General features: G+C 37.1%; 20 protein-coding genes and 1 other RNA gene. 3 read left to right on the top strand and 18 right to left on the bottom strand.

What is annotated here, in order from left to right:
- Positions 1-167 precede the first annotated feature (167 nt).
- From dtd to gpsB, 18 genes are all read right to left on the bottom strand, one after another.
- Entirely contained in the window at positions 168-617 is a 450-nt protein-coding gene (gene dtd / locus ACLRVU_RS12800; RefSeq protein ID WP_412892147.1) for a D-aminoacyl-tRNA deacylase, read from the bottom strand.
- Positions 614-1,837, bottom strand: coding sequence for a tRNA (adenosine(37)-N6)-dimethylallyltransferase MiaA (gene miaA, locus ACLRVU_RS12805; protein ID WP_412892148.1), 1,224 nt, complete (start codon positions 1,835-1,837; stop codon positions 614-616). The genes dtd and miaA overlap by 4 nt, the downstream gene beginning before the upstream one ends.
- A complete protein-coding gene (locus ACLRVU_RS12810) occupies positions 1,830-2,180 on the bottom strand; it encodes a phage holin family protein (RefSeq protein WP_412097122.1) in 351 nt (116 codons plus the stop codon). Before ACLRVU_RS12810 ends, miaA begins: the two co-directional genes overlap by 8 nt.
- Positions 2,181-3,980, bottom strand: coding sequence for a DNA mismatch repair endonuclease MutL (gene mutL, locus ACLRVU_RS12815; RefSeq protein WP_412892149.1), 1,800 nt, complete (start codon positions 3,978-3,980; stop codon positions 2,181-2,183). It lies immediately after the preceding gene.
- A gap of 3 nt (positions 3,981-3,983) precedes the next feature.
- A complete protein-coding gene (gene mutS, locus ACLRVU_RS12820) occupies positions 3,984-6,506 on the bottom strand; it encodes a DNA mismatch repair protein MutS (RefSeq protein ID WP_412892150.1) in 2,523 nt (840 codons plus the stop codon).
- A gap of 48 nt (positions 6,507-6,554) precedes the next feature.
- Positions 6,555-7,034: an outer spore coat protein CotE gene (gene cotE, locus ACLRVU_RS12825; protein WP_412892151.1), complete on the bottom strand. Its 480-nt coding sequence runs from the start codon at positions 7,032-7,034 to the stop codon at positions 6,555-6,557.
- Between the two features lie 59 nt (positions 7,035-7,093).
- Positions 7,094-7,420, bottom strand: a complete 327-nt coding sequence (locus ACLRVU_RS12830; RefSeq protein WP_412892152.1) for a YlbF family regulator — start codon at positions 7,418-7,420, stop codon at positions 7,094-7,096.
- A complete protein-coding gene (gene miaB / locus ACLRVU_RS12835) occupies positions 7,413-8,858 on the bottom strand; it encodes a tRNA (N6-isopentenyl adenosine(37)-C2)-methylthiotransferase MiaB (RefSeq protein ID WP_412892153.1) in 1,446 nt (481 codons plus the stop codon). The genes ACLRVU_RS12830 and miaB overlap by 8 nt, the downstream gene beginning before the upstream one ends.
- A gap of 82 nt (positions 8,859-8,940) precedes the next feature.
- Positions 8,941-9,168 carry a hypothetical protein gene (locus ACLRVU_RS12840; RefSeq protein WP_147553219.1) on the bottom strand — a complete coding sequence of 76 codons (228 nt, stop codon included), beginning with the start codon at positions 9,166-9,168 and terminating at the stop codon, positions 8,941-8,943.
- Positions 9,169-9,226: 58 nt separating this feature from the next.
- Entirely contained in the window at positions 9,227-9,487 is a 261-nt protein-coding gene (locus ACLRVU_RS12845; protein ID WP_041138509.1) for a stage V sporulation protein S, read from the bottom strand.
- A gap of 47 nt (positions 9,488-9,534) precedes the next feature.
- Entirely contained in the window at positions 9,535-10,302 is a 768-nt protein-coding gene (locus tag ACLRVU_RS12850) for a TIGR00282 family metallophosphoesterase (protein WP_412892154.1), read from the bottom strand.
- 39 nt (positions 10,303-10,341) lie between these two features.
- A complete protein-coding gene (gene rny / locus ACLRVU_RS12855; RefSeq protein WP_041138511.1) occupies positions 10,342-11,901 on the bottom strand; it encodes a ribonuclease Y in 1,560 nt (519 codons plus the stop codon).
- A gap of 268 nt (positions 11,902-12,169) precedes the next feature.
- Positions 12,170-13,213 carry a recombinase RecA gene (recA, locus tag ACLRVU_RS12860; protein ID WP_147553223.1) on the bottom strand — a complete coding sequence of 348 codons (1,044 nt, stop codon included), beginning with the start codon at positions 13,211-13,213 and terminating at the stop codon, positions 12,170-12,172.
- Positions 13,214-13,251: 38 nt separating this feature from the next.
- A complete protein-coding gene (locus ACLRVU_RS12865) occupies positions 13,252-13,707 on the bottom strand; it encodes a CinA family protein (RefSeq protein ID WP_412892155.1) in 456 nt (151 codons plus the stop codon).
- On the bottom strand, positions 13,707-14,282 hold the full coding sequence (gene pgsA / locus ACLRVU_RS12870; protein ID WP_412892156.1) for a CDP-diacylglycerol--glycerol-3-phosphate 3-phosphatidyltransferase: 576 nt from the start codon (positions 14,280-14,282) through the stop codon (positions 13,707-13,709). The genes ACLRVU_RS12865 and pgsA overlap by 1 nt, the downstream gene beginning before the upstream one ends.
- Before the next feature lie 3 nt (positions 14,283-14,285).
- Positions 14,286-15,233 carry a helix-turn-helix domain-containing protein gene (locus tag ACLRVU_RS12875; protein ID WP_412892157.1) on the bottom strand — a complete coding sequence of 316 codons (948 nt, stop codon included), beginning with the start codon at positions 15,231-15,233 and terminating at the stop codon, positions 14,286-14,288.
- 201 nt (positions 15,234-15,434) lie between these two features.
- Positions 15,435-15,757, bottom strand: an RNA gene (gene rnpB, locus ACLRVU_RS12880) — RNase P RNA component class B.
- Between the two features lie 40 nt (positions 15,758-15,797).
- Entirely contained in the window at positions 15,798-16,139 is a 342-nt protein-coding gene (gpsB, locus tag ACLRVU_RS12885) for a cell division regulator GpsB (protein ID WP_147553232.1), read from the bottom strand.
- Between the two features lie 122 nt (positions 16,140-16,261).
- Between gpsB and recU the strand changes: the two genes are divergently transcribed.
- From recU to ACLRVU_RS12900, 3 genes are all read left to right on the top strand, one after another.
- On the top strand, positions 16,262-16,849 hold the full coding sequence (gene recU / locus ACLRVU_RS12890; RefSeq protein ID WP_412892158.1) for a Holliday junction resolvase RecU: 588 nt from the start codon (positions 16,262-16,264) through the stop codon (positions 16,847-16,849).
- Positions 16,850-19,672 carry a transglycosylase domain-containing protein gene (locus ACLRVU_RS12895; protein WP_412892159.1) on the top strand — a complete coding sequence of 941 codons (2,823 nt, stop codon included), beginning with the start codon at positions 16,850-16,852 and terminating at the stop codon, positions 19,670-19,672. It abuts the gene before it with no gap.
- A gap of 328 nt (positions 19,673-20,000) precedes the next feature.
- Positions 20,001-22,640, top strand: coding sequence for an Ig-like domain-containing protein (locus ACLRVU_RS12900; protein WP_412892160.1), 2,640 nt, complete (start codon positions 20,001-20,003; stop codon positions 22,638-22,640).
- The last annotated feature ends 34 nt before the right edge of the window (positions 22,641-22,674 follow it).

A 22,674-nucleotide genomic window follows, 5' to 3' on the forward strand; every position in this document is an offset into this window, starting at 1 on the left:
CTGATTGGACTGCCTGTTTATATTACCACGTCCTTTCTCCTTTGACAAGTCTTTTCTTGCTTTTTTTTACTTTTTTTGCATTTTTGTCAATTTCTGTGGTAATCCTACTATATTATTATCCACTTTTATTTTTTTATACAAAAAACATCTGAAAAATTTCAGATGTTTTATAGAATTTCATTTGAATCTAAAATTATGGTAACAGGTCCGTCATTTAGAAGTTCGATTTTCATATCGGCTCCAAAGATCCCCGTCTCCACTTTCACTCCCCTGTTTTTAATATAAGTATTGAAGTGATCGTAAAGCATGGTTGCTGTTTCCCCTTTAGCGGCTTGAATGAAACTTGGGCGCCTTCCTTTTTTACTGTCAGCATACAAGGTAAATTGTGAAATCGATAGGATTGCTCCATTCACATCTTCTAACGCCAAATTCATTTTATCTTCATGGTCACTAAACACACGCAGACCAATCATCTTACTTGCCATTTTTTCAACGATTTCAACAGTATCGTTTGAGGTAAATCCAACTAAAGCCAAATAGCCTTGGTCGATTCGCCCAACAACTTTACCATCTACCTTTACCTGTGCATAAGTGACTCTTTGTAATACAATTTTCATACAAGCTCCTTTATTCGTACTAATTTATCGATTTGAATGCCTTCATCATCCCATTCAGGCTTAACATAGCTGCATAATTTTTCATCCAGTCCCTGCTGATACAGTGATTTCAATTCTTTCATGGAAATCAGCGTCTCATCAAAATATATAACAATTAAAACTTGGTGATGATAGCGCTGTGTACGAAGCTCATACATTGTAGGATTTTCTTTTTCTCCCTGAGTGTAGCCAAACCAATAGTCTAAAATGCCAGAATGCTTAAAATAGCCTAAATCTTGAAAAGCATAATTAAATGCAATGTAGTGATAATGTTCACCTTTTTCCACATACCTTAGAGCTGCTTGCACTGTCTGATCGAAATCGTCTATATTTACATTCAACCAATGGATATCCATCTGATTTCTAAACCAGGTATATTGTCTTTTGGCATACCGACGTGAATTCTGTTTGATCTTTTCCAGTGTTTCTTCTAAACCTATACTTTGATTGAAATAGTCAAACCATTCTTTATAGCCGATAGCTTTCATGCTTTGATGTGACGAAAGTGCGCCAAGATGTATCAACCGTTCGACTTCTTCAATTAACCCCTGCTGCATCATGGCATCGACTCTTTGATTGATTCGCTCATAAAGAAGCGAACGTGGCAATGTCAGTCCAATAAAGCGAACATTATATAAACAAATATGCTGTTGCGAAGATAAATGATCGCTTTTGCTTTTACCGCTTTGTTCAAAAATCTGCAAAGCACGCAGCACTCTTCTGCGATTATTAGGATGAATCTTTTGCGCACTGAGTGGATCAACCTGATTTAAGCGAAGATGCAGTTCCTCATTTGTTAAATCCGAATAAGGATCGGAAGCAGACTCGACCTCCTCTTGAAATGTATAGTCATACAATGCTGCTTTAATATACAGCCCGGTTCCACCGACAATAATCGGAACGTGCCGACGTTTCTGAATTGCTTGAATACAATCTCTGACATTTTGCTGAAACTCTTTAACAGAATACTCCTCATCAAAATTTTTAATATCAATCAGATGATGAGGCACTCCCTGCATTTCTTCTTGCGTTACTTTTGCGGTTCCGATATCCATTTTGCGATAAATCTGCATGGAATCCCCACTGATAATTTCTCCGTCTAACTTCAACGCTAATTCGACGCTTAGCTTTGTCTTTCCAACTGCTGTCGGTCCAACGATGACAATGACTTGATCAGTCATTTTTAATGCCTACGATACTAGACATGATCGAGATACAAACAGACGTCACGATCATCATGAAGAAAGAACTGATCTGAAAGTCAGGAGCTAAAATCATTGTCGCTAACTTTAAGATAAATCCATTGACGATCAATTGGAAGATTCCCAATGTCATCAATGTAATAGGAAAAGCGAGAACCGTTAAGATCGGTTTGATTAATTTGTTTAAGATTGCCAGCACTACTGCAACTAATAAAGCTACTGTAAAATCTTTAACGTAGACACTATCAAACATGTAACTGATGATCATAATGATAATGGCACCTAAAACGAATTCTAATATGGTTTCAATAATGGATTTCAATTATACCACCCTCTTAAATAATTTTTCTAATTCATAGGCTGAGTAAAAAATAACAGCCGGACGTCCATGCGGACATACATAAGGATTATCACAGCGCATTAAATCATCTAAAATGGTCTGCATATCCTGCGAAGTCAGATAAGTATTAGCTTTCAATGAAGCTTTGCAGCTCAATGTCGCAACCGCATGTTCCTGAAGGCTTGGCAGATCTACCTTATTAATCGTTAAAATCTGTTCCAACATATCTTCAATATATTTCTTTTCATCTATATTATTCATCCAAATTGGCAATTTTTTCACCGTAAAGCTACTATTGCCAAATTCAATGAGTTCTATTCCTACTTTTAATAAAGCATCTTTCTTTTCTTTTAAAATCATGAATTCACTCATTGGAAATTCAAACACTAGCGGAATCAGTAAATCTTGATAAATAGGAATAAACGTTTCAAACTTACGTTTATAATATTCATAATTAACACGTTCTTTGGCTGCATGCTGATCCACTAGATAAAGCCCTTCCTGATTTTCACCAACAATATAGCTGCCATGGATTTGTGTTTTAGCGTAAATTTTCTTCTTAATTGGTCGTGGTGCTTCCTCTTGATAAACCGGCTGTGTCTCTTTAATAACTAATGGTTCTTTAGTTTCTTGTGCAACAGTTTCAATATGATGATTGACATATTCCGGAATCTCGTACGCTAATCCTACCTTTTCTTCCCCCGTCATAGCTTCCGGTTCTAAATCAAGCGATGGCTGAGCGAAAGGTTTATTAAATGTTTCTTTTTCAGTTTCCTTATTTTTGGGTTGATAAAGCAGATCATTTTCTTTTAAAGCTTCTTTTACGCCATTATAAACCAATTCTTTTAATTGTCCTTCTTTAGAAAAACGCACTTCCATTTTAGCTGGATGAACATTGACATCCACTAAATAAGGATCAATCTCAATATTAATAAAAGCTATGGGATAGCGATCAGACGCTAAATAATCACGATAGGCTAAATTAACTGCATCGATCGTCATTAAATTACGCACTACCCTTTGATTGATTAAAGTAATAATGTTTGCTTTTGATGCTCGTGAAGTATCAATTTTAGATATGTAGCCGCTGATGGAAAACTCTTCATCACTAAATTCTACTTTGATCATATTTTTAGCGACTCCCAATCCATAAATCTGTCCGATGACTTCAATCAACTGTCCATTTCCACTGGTTCTGAAAATCAATCGATCCTGATGATATAAAGAGAACGCAATATGAGGAGAAGCTAAAGCAAATTTTTCAACAAAACCTTGAATATGTGAGAACTCCGAATTGACACTTTTTAAATATTTTAAACGTGCCGGAACATTATGGAATAACTTTCTGACTGTGATGGTTGTTCCTTTTTTCGCATCGGATTCGCCTTCTTCTACTAGTTCACCAAAATCATAGAAGGCACGATAGCCCTGCACCCCCTGTGATGTCTTTAACTCAAATTGTGAAATGGATGCAATGGAAGGAATCGCTTCGCCACGGAACCCTAAAGTAGTGATATTGAATAAATCAAAATCATCTTTAATCTTACTGGTGGCATGTGTTTTTATACACATACGGGCATCAATGGCATCCATCCCGTCACCATCATCAATGACTTTAATCATCTGCATTCCGCCTTCTTCAATATAGATTGAAATTGAACGTGCTGAAGCATCAATACTATTTTCTACCAGCTCTTTTACAACGTTAGCCGGACGTTCAACCACTTCTCCGGCAGCAATTTTATTCGCCAACTGCTTGTCTAATTGTCTGATAATCCCCATATACTACCTCCCTGCCATATTTTTAAGTTCAATTAATGTAGATAATGCATCCAACGGTGATAAAGCCATTGGATCAATTTTATCTAAATAGAGTTCAACCATTGATTTTTCAATCACCTTTTCTGTCTTTTCAATGGCTTTTATTTCGACTGTATTATTTTCTAAAGACATTAAGATATCATTTGCCCTAGAAAGCAGACTATCTGGTAAATGTGCCAGTTTTGCGACATTAACCCCATAAGATTTATTTGCCTTTCCAGGTTTCACTTTATATAAGAAAATAATATCATGTCCATCTTCACTTACACTGGCATGGACATTTTTTATATTTCCTAAGGTGCTTTCTAGTTCTGTTAATTCATGATAATGGGTAGAAAACAGCGTTAAGCAATGGATTTTATTGACAATATATTCAATGATTGCCTGCGCAATCGCCATTCCATCATAAGTGGCAGTCCCGCGCCCGATTTCATCAAATACGATCAATGAATTCTCGGTTGCACCCTGCAAGGCTTTATTCGCTTCCAGCATTTCCACCATAAATGTTGATTGCCCACTGATGAGATCATCACTTGCCCCAATGCGTGTAAAGATCTTGTCAACGATGGGCAGATTCGCTGATGCCGCACAAACAAAACAGCCGATTTGAGCCATAATAATCGTTAATGTAATCTGTCGCATATAAGTCGATTTACCACCCATGTTTGGTCCGGTAATCATCAAGACATGACTGGACTGATCCATATAGATATCATTTTCTACATAACGCTGTTTTTTCATCACTTCATTAATGACAGCATGCTTTCCTTCACTGATATCAATCACATGATTATGGTTAAAGGTCGGTCGCACATAACCATTTTGACTTGAGACCACTGCCAAAGACTGATAAGCATCGATTTTTGCAATGGCACTGGCTACCTGCTGAATCTTTGAAACAACTTTTCTTAGTTCATCTCTCAGTTCTGTAAACAACTGATATTCTAGTTTTGTAATCTTGTCTTCCGCACTGAGAATCTTATTTTCCATTTCTTTAAGTTCCGGTGTAATGAAACGCTCAGCGTTCGCTAAACTTTGTTTACGTGTATATAAAAATTCATCTTTAATTTGTGATAAGTAACTCTTGGTTACTTCTATGTAATAGCCAAATACACGGTTATATCCGATTTTTAAATTTTTAATACCGGTGCGTTCTTTTTCTTTCGCCTCGAATTCCAGAATCCATTGCTTGCCATGATCTCTCGCATCGGTAAACTCATCTAATTGAGCACTGTATCCGCTGCGAATCAATCCCCCGTCTTTTAAATTGATTGGTGGATTATCCACTAAGGCACGATCAATTAAATCTGTCGTTTCAGAAAGATCTATTAAATCTACGAGCAGTTCATTGGTCAGCGGATGATTCAACGCCAACAGCTGATTGCGTAATTCCGGAACAACTTTTAAAGAAGTACCGATCCACTTGATATCACGGGGATTGACATTCCCATAAGCGACACGAGCAGCTAAACGTTCCAAATCATAGACATCTTTCAGAATCTCCTTCAATGACTCTCTTTCTAAATAATTGTCGATCAGAAGTTCTACTAAATCCAGTCGTTTTTCAATGGCATTCTGTTCAATCAAAGGCTTATCGATCCATTGTTTGAGTAAACGCGATCCCATTGCACACTTTGTATGATCCAACAGCCAGAATAAACTTCCATATTTCTCATTTTGACGAATCGTTGTCAGTAGTTCCAGACTGTTTTTAGTAAACACATCCATATTTAAATAGTCTGTATTTTCAATCAGCCGCACTTCCTGTAAATAAGGAAGTTCACGTTTCTGTGTTTCTACCAAATAATTAAATAAGATGGACATCGTCTTGATCATTTTCATATCACTAATGTGTTTAAACAACGGTTTATAAGCTTCCTTAAAAGTGACATTATCGGCATAGGAAATTAAAATATGATAATTTTCCTGAAGTTTACGGTGATCAAGATTCACTTCGTTTTCCAAAACTACTAATTCCTTAATATTATTAGAGAGCAAAGCATCGATAAGGGCTTCTTCATTTTTATCGATCATCATCACACTTGTCTCACCCGTTGAAATATCGGCAAAACCAACGACACTGTTGAATTCATACGACACATAGCAGGCAATGAAATTATTCTCTTTAAAGTTCATTGCGTCTTCCATTACGGTTCCCGGAGTAATTACCTGAATAACCCCACGCTTTACGATCTTATCAACACCGGGCTGTGTCAGTTGTTCGACAATAGCAACCTTGTAGCCTTTATCAATTAAACGCTGTATGTATCCATTAACCGCATGGAAAGGGACTCCGCACATTGGAACTCTCTCCGCTGTTCCGGCATCCCTCCCGGTTAATGCAATTTCTAATACTTTTGATGCTGTTTTGGCATCTTCAAAAAACATTTCATAAAAATCGCCTAAACGAAACATCACGATCGCATCTTGGTATTGTTCTTTTATTTCTAAATACTGCATCATCATTGGCGTATATTTTTCTTTCATTTAACCACATCCTTGCTTCATATTATACCATAATTTTTCATCTGTTTGCTACTTAATAAAATTCGGATCGATCTGATTGATGTCATCTCTCATCTCAATCTTGATCATCGTTTCTCCCAACACACTAATTTCCATTATTTTCTCTAGCTCGACTTCTATTTCTTTTTCTTCAAGAACGGTTGCTTTAATGCATTTTGGCTCCTGTAAGCAGGTACTTATCGTTTCATCGCTCTCATTAAATTCTTTTGGATCTAATTTTTCCGGAACAATTTCATCACAGTAAGTAATCTTGCTGACAAAGACTTCGCTTTTGTTTTTGTCATAGCTGTACCATAAATGAACATCATAACTTCCAACGGAATATGTTTGGTTATCTCTGATCTTGGCCTGATGGTGATGATCCACGATCCAACACCCTAAGATCGAATCACATGTATTAGGTAAAGTGATCTTATATGTGGATAATGTCGTTTTCATCCCTTTGGCTAACAGTGCTTTGGTGTAAATTTCTCGAATCATATTAGACATCGTATCCCTCCCTTAACACTATATGCGATAAAAATAAAATAAGACAATTCTTTTTTGTCTTATTTTATCCCCCCGTTAATATATTGATTGATATATTGCAGATATTCGTTAAGCGCAGCTTTAGCTGCCAAATAATTTACCACTAAGGGATGAAGTTCATAGGCCTCCATTCTCTTTTGATATTCCGCTTTTAATGCTTCTGCATTTTGTGCCTCATGATACGTTGCATTGACGATTTCCTGCTGCATCCTTTTTAACGCTGCTTCTTCTTTTTTCAACGCTTCATTTTCAAGAATCTTTTGCTCATAAACCTGATATTCCTGATAAATCTCACTTTCTTTAATTGCTTTATTTATTTTTAAAGCAATGTCCTTTGCATTATTCACAAATCTTACCATTTAATGACCATGTTTTAGCATCGGTGATTTCAACTTCAACAATTTCTCCAATATGTTTAGGATCACCGGAAAAATTAACTAATTTCTGTGTATCTGTATACCCCATCAGCATATCATTTCCTTTTTTAGAATATCCTTCTACCAAAACTTTCACCGTTTGTCCTAAATATTTTTTGTTTTGTGCAAGAGAATAACGATTAACCGTTTCATTTAAACGCTGTAAACGTTCTTCTTTCACTTTTAAGTCTACGTTATCTTCCATTTTAGCGGCCGGAGTTCCCGCTCTTGGTGAATAAATAAATGTATAAGCATTATCATACTGGCAGTATTCAACCATCTTTAAAGTATCCTGGAATTGTTCTTCGGTTTCATTTGGGAAGCCGACAATGATGTCTGTCGAAACACTGACATGTGGAATCTTCGCTTTGATTTTATCAAATAGCGCCTTATAAGAAGCCGCATTATATTTTCTCCCCATTAATTTCAATACTTCATCATTTCCTGATTGAACCGGCAAATGAACAAACGGCATTATATTTTCATATTCCGCAATCACATCGACCATCTCATCAGTAAAATCCCACGGATGAGAAGTTGTGAAACGGATTCTTTCGATTCCTGTCTTAGCGACATCACGCATTAAATCGGCAAAACTGTAAGCCTCTTTAAAGTCCTTACCGTATGAATTAACATTTTGTCCAAGCAAAGTAATTTCCTTATACCCCGATGCTTTTAATTCTTCTACTTCGTGAAGAATATCTTTTGGTAAACGTGAGCGCTCTTTTCCTCTAGTATAAGGAACAATGCAGTATGTACAGAACTTATCGCAGCCATACATGATATTCACCCATGCTTTTAATGGATTTTCCCTGGAAGCCGGCACATTTTCAACAATATCGCCTTCTTTAGACCAAACTTCAATCACCATTTCCTTTGACATCATCGCTTCATGCAGCAATTCCGGCAATCGATGAATATTATGGGTTCCAAAGATTAAATCCGTATGTGGGTGTTTTTGCAGCAAGCGAGCAATTACTTCTTCTTCCTGTGCCATACAGCCGCACATTCCAAAAATCATATCCGGACGATCACGTTTAATTCGTTTTAGATCTCCGATCTTACCAAATACTTTTAACTCTGCATTTTCACGGATCGCACATGTGTTTAATAAAACAACATCTGCCTGATCCATTGCTTTTGTTTCCTGGTAACCCATGCTTTCCAAAATTCCGCGCATTGTTTCACTGTCACGTTCATTTGCTTGACAGCCATAAGTTTTAATATAATAAGTTTTCCCTTCCCCAGCATTCTTCATTGCTTCAGGAATAACAAATTCATCTTTTAATATTTTGACTTCTTCTTTTCCGCGATGCTTCGCTTCTTTTAAAGAAGGTCCTTTAAAATATTTTGTGTAATCTTTTTCCATCATTTCACCACTTTCTTTAATGAGTATACACGAAGAAGCTTATTTTTTCCACAAAAAAATAAGGGACAAGCCCTTATTTGATTTATTGTGGTTTAACTGAGAAATAAAGTGAAACGCCTTCAGGCATTGCTTTCACTGTTTTTTTGATATAAGCTGCTGCTGTTGCGGCATCCATTTCTGTTTCTACATCAAATAAACAGTTGATTCCAGTCTTTTCAACAAATTTACATGAAATTTTGTCATCTTTATAACCATCTAACATTTTGATGATAAGTGCTGACATCCCTGCGCTAACAATAATTTTTTGCATTTTCCATACCTCCTGTATACGTTTACATTATACATCACAGGCTTATGAAATTCAATGATTAAACTAATTTTATCAGTAAATTTATAGCGGTACGTTCTTTCTCATCAACGACCAGCTCTTTGAACGAAGGGACAATAACGAGATCATGTCCGGTTGGAACGATAAACCCTCTGGCGATCGCTACCGCTTTTACAGCCTGATTCAAGGCTCCAGCGCCGATCACGACCATTGTCACCGTTTCTTCTACCCGGATGATATTGGCAAGTGCTCCTGCTACCAGATTTGAATTTGATTGTCTTGATACTTTCATTGTTTCCATATGTTTCCTCCTCGGTTCATTCATATGTTAAACAAAAAGAATTATGACTAAATCATAATTCTCTCAATCTTAATTGGCAGATTCGTCTCTTCATCAAACTCAATAACCACCCCGCACAGCTGTGCAGGACCTTCATCCACCTCAAAGCGATGATTCAAACCTGTGGTCATTTTATAAAGAATAGATTCTTTAGAACAGCCAATGATCCCCTCTTTAGGTCCGGTCATTCCCACATCACTGATAAAAGCTGTTTTTTGATCAATGATTTTTTCATCCGCTGTTTGAACATGAGTATGCGTTCCTAAAACAGCACTGACACGCCCGCTTAAATAATAAGACAAAGCAATTTTTTCACTGGTTGTTTCAGCATGGAAATCGACGATATGATAATCTTCGTCACATTCCTTCAGCAATTCGTCCATGGCAATGAAAGGATTATAGTTATAGCCATTCATAAAGGCAACACCTAATAAGTTGGTTACACGAATGCGCTTATTTTTCCAAGTAAAGACACGGCTTCCTACTCCCGGCAATGTTTTCAATTGATTATAGGGAACGACTAATCGATCCGCTTCATCAATAAAATCCAACAGCTCTTTTTTAGCGTAAGTATGGTTTCCCATTGTGATTGCCTGGACACCATTGAAGATCAATTCTTCATAAACACGCTGTGTGATCCCTTTTCCATGCGCTGAATTTTCACCGTTCGCAATAACAAAATCGATTTGATGCTGCTTTTTTAATGCATAAAGATGATCTTCAATCATCCCTCGGCCGCTGCGTCCAAATATATCTCCGATAAATAATAATTTCATAAAAATCTCCTTATTTAAAAAAGTAGGTTTTAAAACCTACTATTTTGCAATTTCGCTCGCTCTGATTTCTCTGATCACTGTTACTTTAATATGACCTGGATAAGTTAATTCATTTTCAATTTTTTCTTTAATATCTCGCGCTAATTTATGACAAGCCAAATCATCTAAGCGTTCCGGCTTAACCATGACACGAACTTCACGTCCGGCTTGGATCGCAAATGTCTTATCAACGCCGTCAAACTCATTTGAGATTGCTTCTAATTTTTCTAAACGCTGAATATAATTTTGTAAGCTTTCTGAACGGCTTCCTGGACGGGCAGCAGACAATGTATCCGCCGCAGCTACTAAAATCGAGATAACACTCGTTGCCGGTACATCTCCATGATGGGATTCGATTGCATTGATCACAACCGCATTTTCACCATGTTTTCTGGCAAACTTAGCCCCGATTTCAACGTGACTTCCTTCAATTTCAAAGTCAATCGCTTTTCCTAAATCGTGCAGTAATCCGGCACGTTTCGCTAAATTCTGATTCAATCCTAATTCAGCTGCCATGATTCCCGCCAAATGAGCAACTTCCAATGAATGCTGTAAAGCATTTTGCCCATAGCTTGTACGATATTTTAAACGTCCTATCAAAGTTACAATTTCTTTATCCACTTTCGCCAATCCTAACTGGAAGACCGCATCTTCTCCGGCTTGACGAATAATTTCATTTATTTCTTCTTTCGTTTTCAAAACAACTTCTTCAATACGTCCCGGCTGAATGCGTCCGTCACGAATCAATACTTCCAATGAACGTTTCGCGATTTCACGGCGGATCGGATCAAATGAAGAAATTGTGATCGCTTCTGGCGTATCGTCAATGATCAATTCGACACCTGTGAACTGTTCAATCGACTTGATATTACGTCCTTCGCGACCGATGATACGACCTTTCATCTCTTCAGATGGCAGAGCGACAACAGAGACAGTCTTTTCAACTGTTTCTTCCTGAGCATAGCGATTAATTGCAGTGGCAATGATTTCTCTTGAGAGCATTGATGCTTTAGATTTGGCTTCTTCTTCCTGTTCTTTAATATAAGCAGTCACTTCCGTTGCCATTTTCTGTTCAACTTGTTTAAATAGTTCGATTTTAGCTTCCCCTGCTGTCATCGCAGCAATTTTTTCCAATTCAACTATTTTGGCATCAATTTTTTCCTTTAACTGTTCCTCTAGTTTGTTTAGTTCTAATTCCTTTTTGTTCAACTGCTGAACCTTTTGATCATATGAATCTTCCTTATTTTGTAAGATCATATCACGACGATCAATATTTTGTTCACGTTGTAATAACTTGTTTTCAAAATCTGTTGATTGCTGTTTTTGTTCTTTAATTTCTTTTTCAGCCTGTAATTTTAATTCATAAGCCTGAGTTTTTGCATCAAGTATAGATTCTTTTACAATATTATCCGCTTTACTATTGGCTTCATCAATGATTTTTTCAGCATTGACGTTTGCTTTTGACACTCTTACCATATAGTAAAAGCGCAATAAGCCAACACCTAAAAGCACAGCTAGAACATAAGACAAACCAGTTAAAAACATGTTGTCACCTAACATAATGTTCCTCCCTATTGTCTATGTTGAAGTTATGTATTTGCATACATAATCGTATTAATTAAAATACAAGTATCATTTTAAACTAAATAGTCCTTTTTTGCAACAAAGTATAAAAGAAAAAATAAAAAGCTATCAATTCCCTATAGGCTACCAATTTTGTAGGATTTAGCTGTATATATATTCTATTCTTACCGTTTGACCTCTATGAAAATCCCCTTATGAAGACTTTGTTTGCCATTTCACAGCAAAAAAAGAGACCGCAGTCTCTTTAGCTTATTTTTTCTTCTACGACTTCTTCACCCATAATTTTTGATTTAATACCATTAATCAGTTCTTCCATTATTTCCGGATGTGTTTTAATATACAGTTTTGAATTTTCACGTCCCTGACCGATTTTTTCACCTTTATACGAATACCATGCTCCGCTCTTTTCAACAAGTTCTAATTCAACCGATAAATCCAACACTTCTCCGTCTTTAGAAATTCCCTGACCGTAGATAACATCTACACTTGCGGTTTTAAATGGCGGCGCCACTTTGTTTTTCACGACTTTAATATTGGTTTTATTTCCGACAATCTCGGTACCGTTTTTAATCGCTTCACTTCTTCTGATTTCAATACGAATCGAAGAATAGAATTTAAGCGCACGTCCACCGGTTGTTGTTTCCGGATTACCGAACATAACCCCGATTTTTTCTCTCAACTGATTAATGAAGATGATCGTACATTCAGATTTATTTAAACATCCTGAAAGTTTTCTCAGTGCCTTAGACATCAAACGTGCCTGCAGCCCCATCTGAGAATCGCCCATCTCCCCATCTAATTCCACCTGTGGCACTAATGCCGCCACTGAATCGACAATAATCAAATCGATTGCCCCAGAACGAACTAAGGTTTCAGTAATTTCCAAAGCTTGTTCTCCGCTGTCTGGCTGAGATAAAATCAACTGTTCAATATCTACACCTAAATTTTTAGCATAAACGGGATCGATCGCATGTTCTGCATCAATAAATGCTGCACGTCCTCCCTGTTTCTGCACTTCCGCAATAGCGTGCAAAGCCAAAGTCGTTTTTCCACTCGATTCAGGTCCATAAACCTCCACGATACGTCCTTTGGGATACCCGCCAATACCTAACGCTAAATCCAAAGTTAATGATCCTGTCGGAATCACATCCACACTTAAATCAGCACGATCACCTAAACGCATGATCGATCCTTTTCCAAACTGCTTTTCTATTTGCTTAATCGCTTCATCCAAGGCTTTTTCTTCGCCTGCTTCAGCTTTATCCGTCTTCTTTGTTTTTTCTGCCATAATATCCTCCCATCTAAATCATTCTTCTCTTTTTATTATTATCCTAACATATCAAGCAGCTTTTTTTCCGCAATATGTACTGCCTGTTTTTGAATCATGGCTCTACTTCCTACCAAATGATACTCGTAGGTAGTAATTTTATCTAAAAAATTAATGCCAATATAAATAAGTCCCACCGGTTTATTTTCCATAGCTTCCGGTCCTGCATTCCCGGTAAAGGACACACAGATATCCGAAGTAAAATAAGTTTTTCCTTTAAGACACATCTCTTTGGCAATAGCTTCACTGACTACACCGTATTCATTTACTAATTGGCGGTTTACTTTTAAAACATCTGTTTTAATCATCGTTTGATAAGTGACCAATGTTCCTTTATATGTATTGGAGGCACCGGATACACTGCCTAACCCGGCACCAAACTGACCGACCGTAAAACTTTCACAGCTGGCAATCGTCAGTTTCTTTTCAACGAGCTTATCAATCAAATCTCTCATTACATTGACTCCAAAATAAACTGTCTGTTTTTCATAAAGTAATCAATTCCGGAGATGAGAGAAATCATGGTTGCCGCTGCCATGGTTATTAGATCAACGCGCACTCCTAAAAAGCAAAAAGGAATATTATTCAATAAAATAAAGATGATTCCCAACATTTGGGTAAATGTTTTTGCTTTTCCCAACTGACTGGCTGCCAGCACTACATTATTCTGACTTGCCAGTAAGCGAATCGCATCAACAACAAGATCACGAGAAATCATAATTAAAGGAACAATCATATGGATCTTGCTGGTACACGCTAAAATAATAATCAGCGAATTGACAAGTAATTTATCAGCAATCGGATCCATAAATTTCCCAAAAGTCGTGATAATATTCTGTTTTCTAGCAATCTGTCCATCTAAAAAATCAGTAAGTGATGCCACAATAAACAGCATCACTACGATAAATTGATTAATAGGTAAAACCTGTCCCCAAAGGTTCCAGCTGCCACCGATAGGAAAAATACATAAAACGATGATAACCGGAACTAAAAGCATGCGAAAGACAGTGAGTTTATTAGGCAAATTCATAGACTACTCCTTTATAAATGTAAATGTGACATCTGCGTAATTACCGCTTTGATCACTTTCAGGGATATCAAGTTTTTCACCATTAATATAGTAACGGTGATATAAATTATATCCGTTGCTTAAAACAATGGTATTCACATCTTTAGTATTGAAAGTCAGCTCCACTGTTTCCGGGGTGGCGTTTTTGTCATTTGCTGTATTTGCACTATTATAAGCCTTTCCAGCAAAATTACTGTAGTTCGTTCCGTTAAGTAGCATTGAGGACCAAGTATATGCGACAAATTCAATCTTCATTGTGAATGTTTCACTGTCTGAAGGCAATTTAATCGAATACTGATTCGCCGCTGTACGCGTCATTTCCACTTTTGGTGTTTCTTTATCCGTTGGTTTTTCATCATCTTTGTTATCTTTGGCAGGTGGAATCACCGGATCTTCATTATCATCAACATTAGGAGTTCCAGAAATATGATTCTGATTCTGATTATCAAATCCCGCCTTATCTTTGCTTGATAACTTTAAGGCATACCAGACACTAAAGATGATTAATAAACACAGCGCAACAATAATCGTATATTTAACAAAGGTTCTGCCGCCATGGTTATCATAAACTTTAGGTGCTTTCGTAAAAGCAGGTTTAGTGATTTTCGTTGCCGGTGCTTTTTTAGGCTCCGCTTTCAGCTTTTCTTCTTTTTCCTTTATTTTCGTCAGACTAATCTCCTGAGTCAGCGTAATATAGGTATCCACCAATTCATCTGATTCAATCCCTAAATAATCTGCATACTTTTTAATATATTTTTTTATATATTCTTCATCACCGATATATTTATCAAACCTGCCGCTTTCGATATCTTTTAAGACACCTACTGAGATATGCGTCGCTGCGCTGATATCCTGCAATGTGATGTTTCTTAATTGACGTTCTTCAAGAAGTTTTCTTCCTAAATCCTCCACATTATTCCTCCTAACTGCACTATCTTACATTTAGTATAATTATAGCATAATCATCTGCAATTACAATCATCTTAATTGTAAAAATTTATCGATTTGAGTGATTATTTATTAAATTTTGAAAGGCTATCTATTTATATGTAATCTTCCCTTTATTTATACCTGTAAAATAAAAACTGGCAAATCGCCAGTTTAAAGCTCATTTTGTAAGCCAAGTTCTGTTTTTCAGATAATCATTTATCTACATATTGCTATGTCCAATACATCGTTCGTTTCCTCTGTATTGATTCCCCTACCAAATTTGGGTTTCTCGCTTGCGGAGTTTACCTCTTTTCATCCTTGTATTTCTACATGGTATAGTTTCTGTGGCACTTTACGGCTTATCAACCATGCTTGCGTTTAGGTTTTAGGCCTGTCGTCAGTTTGCACTGCCATAACTTATTGATTCGTTATGCACAATCACTACAGTCATCACAGACTGTGCGAGCCTGGACTTTCCTCTGTTTTACAGCGATTATCTTCCATGAGCGTTCTTATTTTACGTTAAATTTATTCTGAATGCAAGCCTTATTCTGCACTTCGATTGCCAAAAACGGCTTTTTCCAGTAAAGAAAGGCGTTTTAAAATATCCACCTGCGGTGATAATTGTTCTTCTAAATTCTGAACACTTTCTTCTGCGACACTCTTATCACGTGATAACTGTGCGATTTCTTCCTTTAATTTTTTATTTTCATTTTCCAGTTCTTCCAATTCTTTATTGGCAAATTCAATGATCTTCGCAAAATTTTCATAATCTGCTAAGATCGTATCCAAGAAATAATCTACCTCAGCAGAGTTATATCCTTTAAAATCAACTTTAAACTCCTTGTTTAATATCTTTTTCGGAGTTAACTGTATTTTATAATCCATTCTATCACATCCTTATATTATATTTTACAAATAACGAACAAAAAAGCAATACAAAAGCGCATTTTATATAAATTACTTTTAATCCCTTCAAAAAAACAGTATAATAGAAGCGGTGATAATAAATGGTAAACTATCCAAATGGGATGAAAAAAAACATTTCTCAACCTGTATCTGCCTTAAAGCAAGATACAAGACACCGCGGTTATTCGTTGGAACAAGATCTTAATGAATCCAATGAATACTATCTCACTTTTGATAAGGCAGTCATTCATAAAAAGCCGACACCGATCCAAATCGTGAAGGTGGATTATCCATCGCGCAGTTCTGCTAAGATCATTGAAGCCTATTTCAAGATTCCGAGTACGACAGATTACAATGGTATATATAAGGGAAAATATATTGACTTTGAAGCGAAAGAAATCAACAAGATGAGCTTTCCCTTTCAAAATATCCACCCCCATCAGATTGAGCACTTGGATAAAGTGTTAAGACATGGCGGCATTGCTTTTATCGTGATGGCTTTTACAAAATTAAGTGAGGTTTATCTGCTTCGGGCAGATTATATGATTGAAAAATACAACTCATCAAAAAAGAAATCACTATCTTATGAAGAAATCAGTCAAAACGGATATCGTATCCAGTATGGATTTCGACCTCGGCTGGATTATTTAAAGATTGTGGATGAAGTATTTTTTAAGGAGGAAAAATAAATGACAAATACACCAAATGAAAATAACAGACGACGACGAAGTCAGCCAAAGAAAGTAGATAAGGCAGCAAACAAAAAGCGAAATAAGCGCATTATCTTCAGTGTTTTAAGTGTTCTCGTTGTTGCCGTGATTGGATATGGAATCTATTTCGTATATGGTATTATCAAATCAACCGATACGTTCAGCATCGAAAAACTCGTTTCTCAAGAAGCAACAGAAATGTATGATGCCGAAGGCGGCAGCATGGGAATGTGGGGGAACGATGAAGCCGGAACCAGAGAAAACGTTACATACGAGCAATTACCGCAAGTATTAGTGGATGCTGTTGTGGCAACGGAAGATTCACGTTTCTTTGATCATAACGGATTTGACCTGCCTCGTATCATCAAAGCAGCATTTGGAAACCTGCTAGCCGGAGATATTACCAGCGGAGGATCTACGATTACTCAGCAGCTAATCAAGAAATCTTACTATCCTGACGAACATACGAATCGTTGGCAGAGAAAGATTGGTGAGATTTATCTCGCTATCCAGGCAGACAGTCAATTAGACAAAGAAAAAATACTGGAACTTTATTTAAATAAGATTGCATTTGGTCGTGGGAACAAAACCATCGGGATTCAAGCTGCAAGTAAATATTACTTTGATAAAGATGTTTCTGAATTAACTTTGCCGGAAGCCGCTTTATTAGCCGGAACACTAAATGCTCCGGATGCCTTCGATCCTTATTATCACCTTGAAGACGCAACTAAAAGACGTGATACGGTTTTAGATTTAATGTATCGCCATGGCTACATTTCAGAAGATGAAATGAATGCTACCAAACAGATTAAAATTGAAAACACATTAAAGAAAAGTGCTAATGCCGATACTGACTATACAAATTATGCAAGTTATACGGACACTGTTCTTTCTGAATATTACGAGTTGGCCAACTCAGGAAAATATCCTGAACTTGCCGGATTAGATCCATTGGAAACACCGATGGAAATTCATACTTTTATGAATCCAGATGCGCAGTCTTATGCGGATTCCATTGCTTCTGGTGAGCTCTTTAACTTCTATGATGACAACTTGGAACTTGGTGCCAGTGTTCAAGATACACATACCGGAAAAATTATCGCTGTAATCGGCGGACGTCATTACACCGGTGTAACCACACCGGAACGTGAAGCGGTTGAAACTGCGCCAATCAACTATGCATTGGAAAAACATCAGCCGGGTTCTTCATTAAAGCCAATCATCTCTTACTGTGCCGCTTTTGAATTCTTAGATTGGTCAACCGGTCAAAGTGTGTCCAATGAACCGTATACCACTCCGGAAGGACACAAAATCAACAACTGGGATTTCTCATCAGGTGGTGAAGTACAATTACAGGAAGCACTTCGTAATTCATTGAATTTACCTGCAATTCATACTTTTAATAAGGTTCTCGAAAAGATAGATCTTACTCAATACCAAAAATATGTAGAAGGATTCGGTTTTGATTTAAGTGATGAATCTTTCAATACAACTTATTCGATCGGATCTTGGGATCATGGAATCACGCCAGTTCAAGGTGCCGGTGCCTATGCGGCTTTATCCAATAACGGAAATTACATTCAGCCACATACAATCGATTATATTGTCTTAAAAGATACAGGAACAAAAATTGATATTCACAATTCTATTACACCGACTCAGGCATTATCTGCGGAATCTTCATTCATGATCCAGCAAGTATTAAAGACTTTCGCAAAAACGCAATATATCGGAACAAACATTAATTATAACCTTGCTGCAAAATCCGGTACAAGTGACTGGGGAGATTCAGGAGTTCAATTTGGCATTCCTGAAGGAGCAAATAAAGACAGCTGGTTCCAAGGATATACTGAAGATTTAGCCGTTTCTGTATGGGTCGGCTATCCGGGAAGCATTGCTTCTACCTACGGTTATTATCTAAGTTATGATCAAACCAATTTTGGCAGCAAGATCGGAGCCATGCTGATCGATCATATCCAAAATGGTACGACAGTAAACAGTTATACACAGCCAAGCGGTGTTTCTCAATCAACGATGGTAAAAGGAATTACCCCTTATATGAAGCCGGATTCTTCTACCCCATCAGACAGTGTGATTACCGCATGGTTTAAAAACAGCAATATGCCAAAAGATTATAGTTTGGCAAGCCAGCTTGCTGCTTTAACATCATTTGATGTTACTGGGGAAGCGAATAACTTAAACGTTAAATTCGGAGCCTATGATAAATCAGCTGATGACAAAAATGTTGTCAATATCTACGGAGATGCGATCTACGGTGTAGAGGTGCGTGACCCGGATACCGGTGCTGTTCTTTATAGTCAAACAAGCGAAACACCTGAATTTAAATTAAATTACACTCCAGAAAAGAGTGTTGTTATTGTTGGATTCTATACACGTTCTAAAGCATTGACGATTCGTTCATCAGAGAAATCAGTAACGGTAACAATCAAACCAAAAACGGCAGAATACACTATCAATTATTACAAGGACGATGTTTTATTCAAATCAGAAAAAGGAACCGGAACGATCGGTGCAACTATTACTCCGGATATCAAGAAATATCAGGATGCTGCTTATAACACCGGAGTTGCAAATCCTACTTCAATCAAAATTGCTGCTGACGGAAGCTCAGTAATCAATGTCTATTATACAAAAAAGACCCCATCAACACCTGAAACTCCGGACGGCTCAACGGGGGGAAATGATAATACAACCAATAATGGTGGAAACAGCGGGAACAATGCCAACAACAACGGAAATAATCAAAACGGCGGTGGTAATACGCAAACGCCAAGCAGTTAAGCAGAAGGATTCTCCCTTCTGCTTTTTTATTATTGAAAATATACGCTTCTATTATAAAAAAACTAATTTTACTAAAACTACGTTATATAGCGGACATTTCAATTATTAATTTATGATAAACTTGTGACAATCTCCTTGTGAAAAGATTATTCTAAGAGTATGATTATATTAGAATGACAAATATATCAGAGATCTTATTAAAAAGGCGAGACGACACGTACTACGAGATGGATGAAATCCCCTTTTTTCTGCGTTTATCCTATATATTTACATCATATCATACATAGAATAATTGATGATTATTTAAAATGGGAGGTCATATTAAATCATGAAACACAAGTATAACATTAAAAAAATTTTCAGAATCTGCTGGGTGATCTTACTGACGGGAACAATGTTCGCCTCGCTGCTGACTACAAATTTTGTACATGCAGCTGGGGGAATTATCCTTAATAAGGGAACGATACCCATAGAATACGCCACCATTCAAGAAGCTATTGACGCTATCGGAGATGGAGAAGTAGGCACGATTGATATCCCCGCAGGAACCTATAATGAGTCTATTAAAATAGAAAATCTTAATAATTCCCAAAAGCAACTATCAAGAACCGTTATATTACGTGGTGCACAGGCGGATGTCAGTGCGGTTGCTGATCAAAATCAAAGAACGGGTAATGAAACGATCTTGACAGGCGGTATTGAAGTCAATGGTCTTTTAAATGCCGATTCCTTAGAAATCAACGGCTTTACCTTTAAACAAAAAGGAATTAATATGATAGGCTGGGGAGCCCCAATTAACACTACGGGCAGTATGACAATCCTCAATAATGTGATCACCGATATTGCTGATAACCAAAACTCTGCAATCCACATCAATGCTGCCAGTAATGAAACGATTGATTCAATAAAAATAAAAAACAACTATATCCGCAACATTGGAGAAGGTAATAATTCTGCGAACGGAATTTATATTTCTCTTACTGCTAATAAAGTAGACATAAATGATAATTATATAGGTTATATCAATCACAGCAGTATTCAAATATCAAATTTAATTGTGAAATCAGAGCTTAATATACTTGGCAATTCAATTATAGACTGGAATCAGGACGGAGCTGATGGAGCCGGTTCACTCACCAGTCAAGGAGATGGGATATATCTTCCAAAAGGAAGTGTAAGTCCTGCCGTACCGATGAGAGTTAACTATAATTACATTGTCCGAAATAATGCTTTGCCCGGAAATAGCGGTTGGGCAGTCCGATGCGGATACAATAAAGGGAGCGTAGACTTATCGAAAAATTACTGGGCAGCGGACTTCCCTCTATCAAAGATATCTGGAGGCACATACCCAAATGTCATCATAACTTCTGTCTGTGATGAAAATATGAATGAAACCCAGCAAAGTATCGGTGATTTCAAATGTTCGTTCAGTTCACTATACTTGAGTGGTTCAACTAAAGAAAAGGCATTGAACCCTACGATCACCTTGCTTAATGGGGAAAATAAACCAAAAGTGGAATGGACGAGTGATCATAATGAAATTGTAGCGATCGAGGAACGCGAAGATCAAGTGTATTATGTCGCTAAAGGAACAGGAACTGCTAGACTCACAGGTAAAATCATCGACTCAAAGACAAATAAAGCTTTTATTGTGACCGGTGATGTTAAGGTCATCGATATCGATATGCAAAATATAACGATGCCGACATTATCTCAATGTCAGCTGCAAATTGCTGTGCTGCCTCAGGATGAATCCCTTGGCAGCAGTCGAAAAATCGAATATACGTCAAGCGACGAAAGTATTGCTGCCGTAGACAGCACAGGGCTTGTGAGCAGCAAAGATAAAAAGGGACAGACCGAGATTACCACAACCGTATACATGTATTCTTTCGGTACGACTATCTACGCACAAAAAACCATTACCTTAACTGTTGATAAAGAAATTCCTATCACAGAAATCACAATGAAAAAAACATTACTGCTTGAAAAGGGGGACTCACAGCAGTTACAGGTAGAAATTTTACCCATGGATACGACAGCAGATAAAACAATAACATGGGGTTCTTCCGATGAAAGCATTGCAACCGTTGATAACTCCGGAACCCTTATCACTCATACAAATGGAAAGGCTACCGTTACTGCGACTATCGGCAATCTCAGTACCTCATGTGAGGTATCAGTCTATGAAATCAAAGAGCCAAATATTCAGCCTATAGATCCTACTCGACCAACCGAGGTTATTCAAACAGGAATTTATGACACTCTTTCTCAAACAGTCATTACAAATGATGTCAATACAATCCTAACAGATCTTTCAAATGATAAAGAAATCTCTGCGGATATCATAGACAATACGACACTTACTGCCATTAAAACAGCAATGAACGCCGGAAAATCCATCACTACCGAAGTGGTAATGAAGCATCTTTCAAATGATTCTGTATCTCCTGATATTAGAAATCAGATTGATGCCTCTCTCTCAAATCAATCCGGTAAAACAGATATTCTTCAGTATTTCGATTTTAGTATTCTGCTCATCACGAATGAAGGTGAGATCTTAGGTGAGATTAAACAGTTCAGCAAACCACTGACCTATAGGGTTAAGCTAGCGGAAGGAACAGAAACATGGAATAAACAATTTCATATGATACGATCTCACAAAAATGAAATTACAAAGATCCCACTGATACTTCAAGATGATAATACTTTATTATTCAGCACTGACCAATTCTCACTGTATGCATTAGTCGCTGAAACAAAAGATATCGATATCTCACAACCTGAAATAAAGCCAACTCAGCCCGTTAACCCAAAGAATGATATCGAAATCATCCCCACTAAGGAATTAGGACCAGTTAAAACGGCGGATGAGAGTCCTGTGAATGTATGGCTCCATACTATTACAGTATCCGGTATTGCATTCGTTATCTTGTGGTTAAACAAAAAGCGAAAACAAATAAATAAATAAATAATAGAAAAAAAGGCAGAAAAATGATCTGCCT

This window comes from Beduini sp. (assembly GCF_047239305.1).
Taxonomy (GTDB): Bacteria; Bacillota_I; Bacilli_A; order Erysipelotrichales; family Coprobacillaceae; genus Beduini.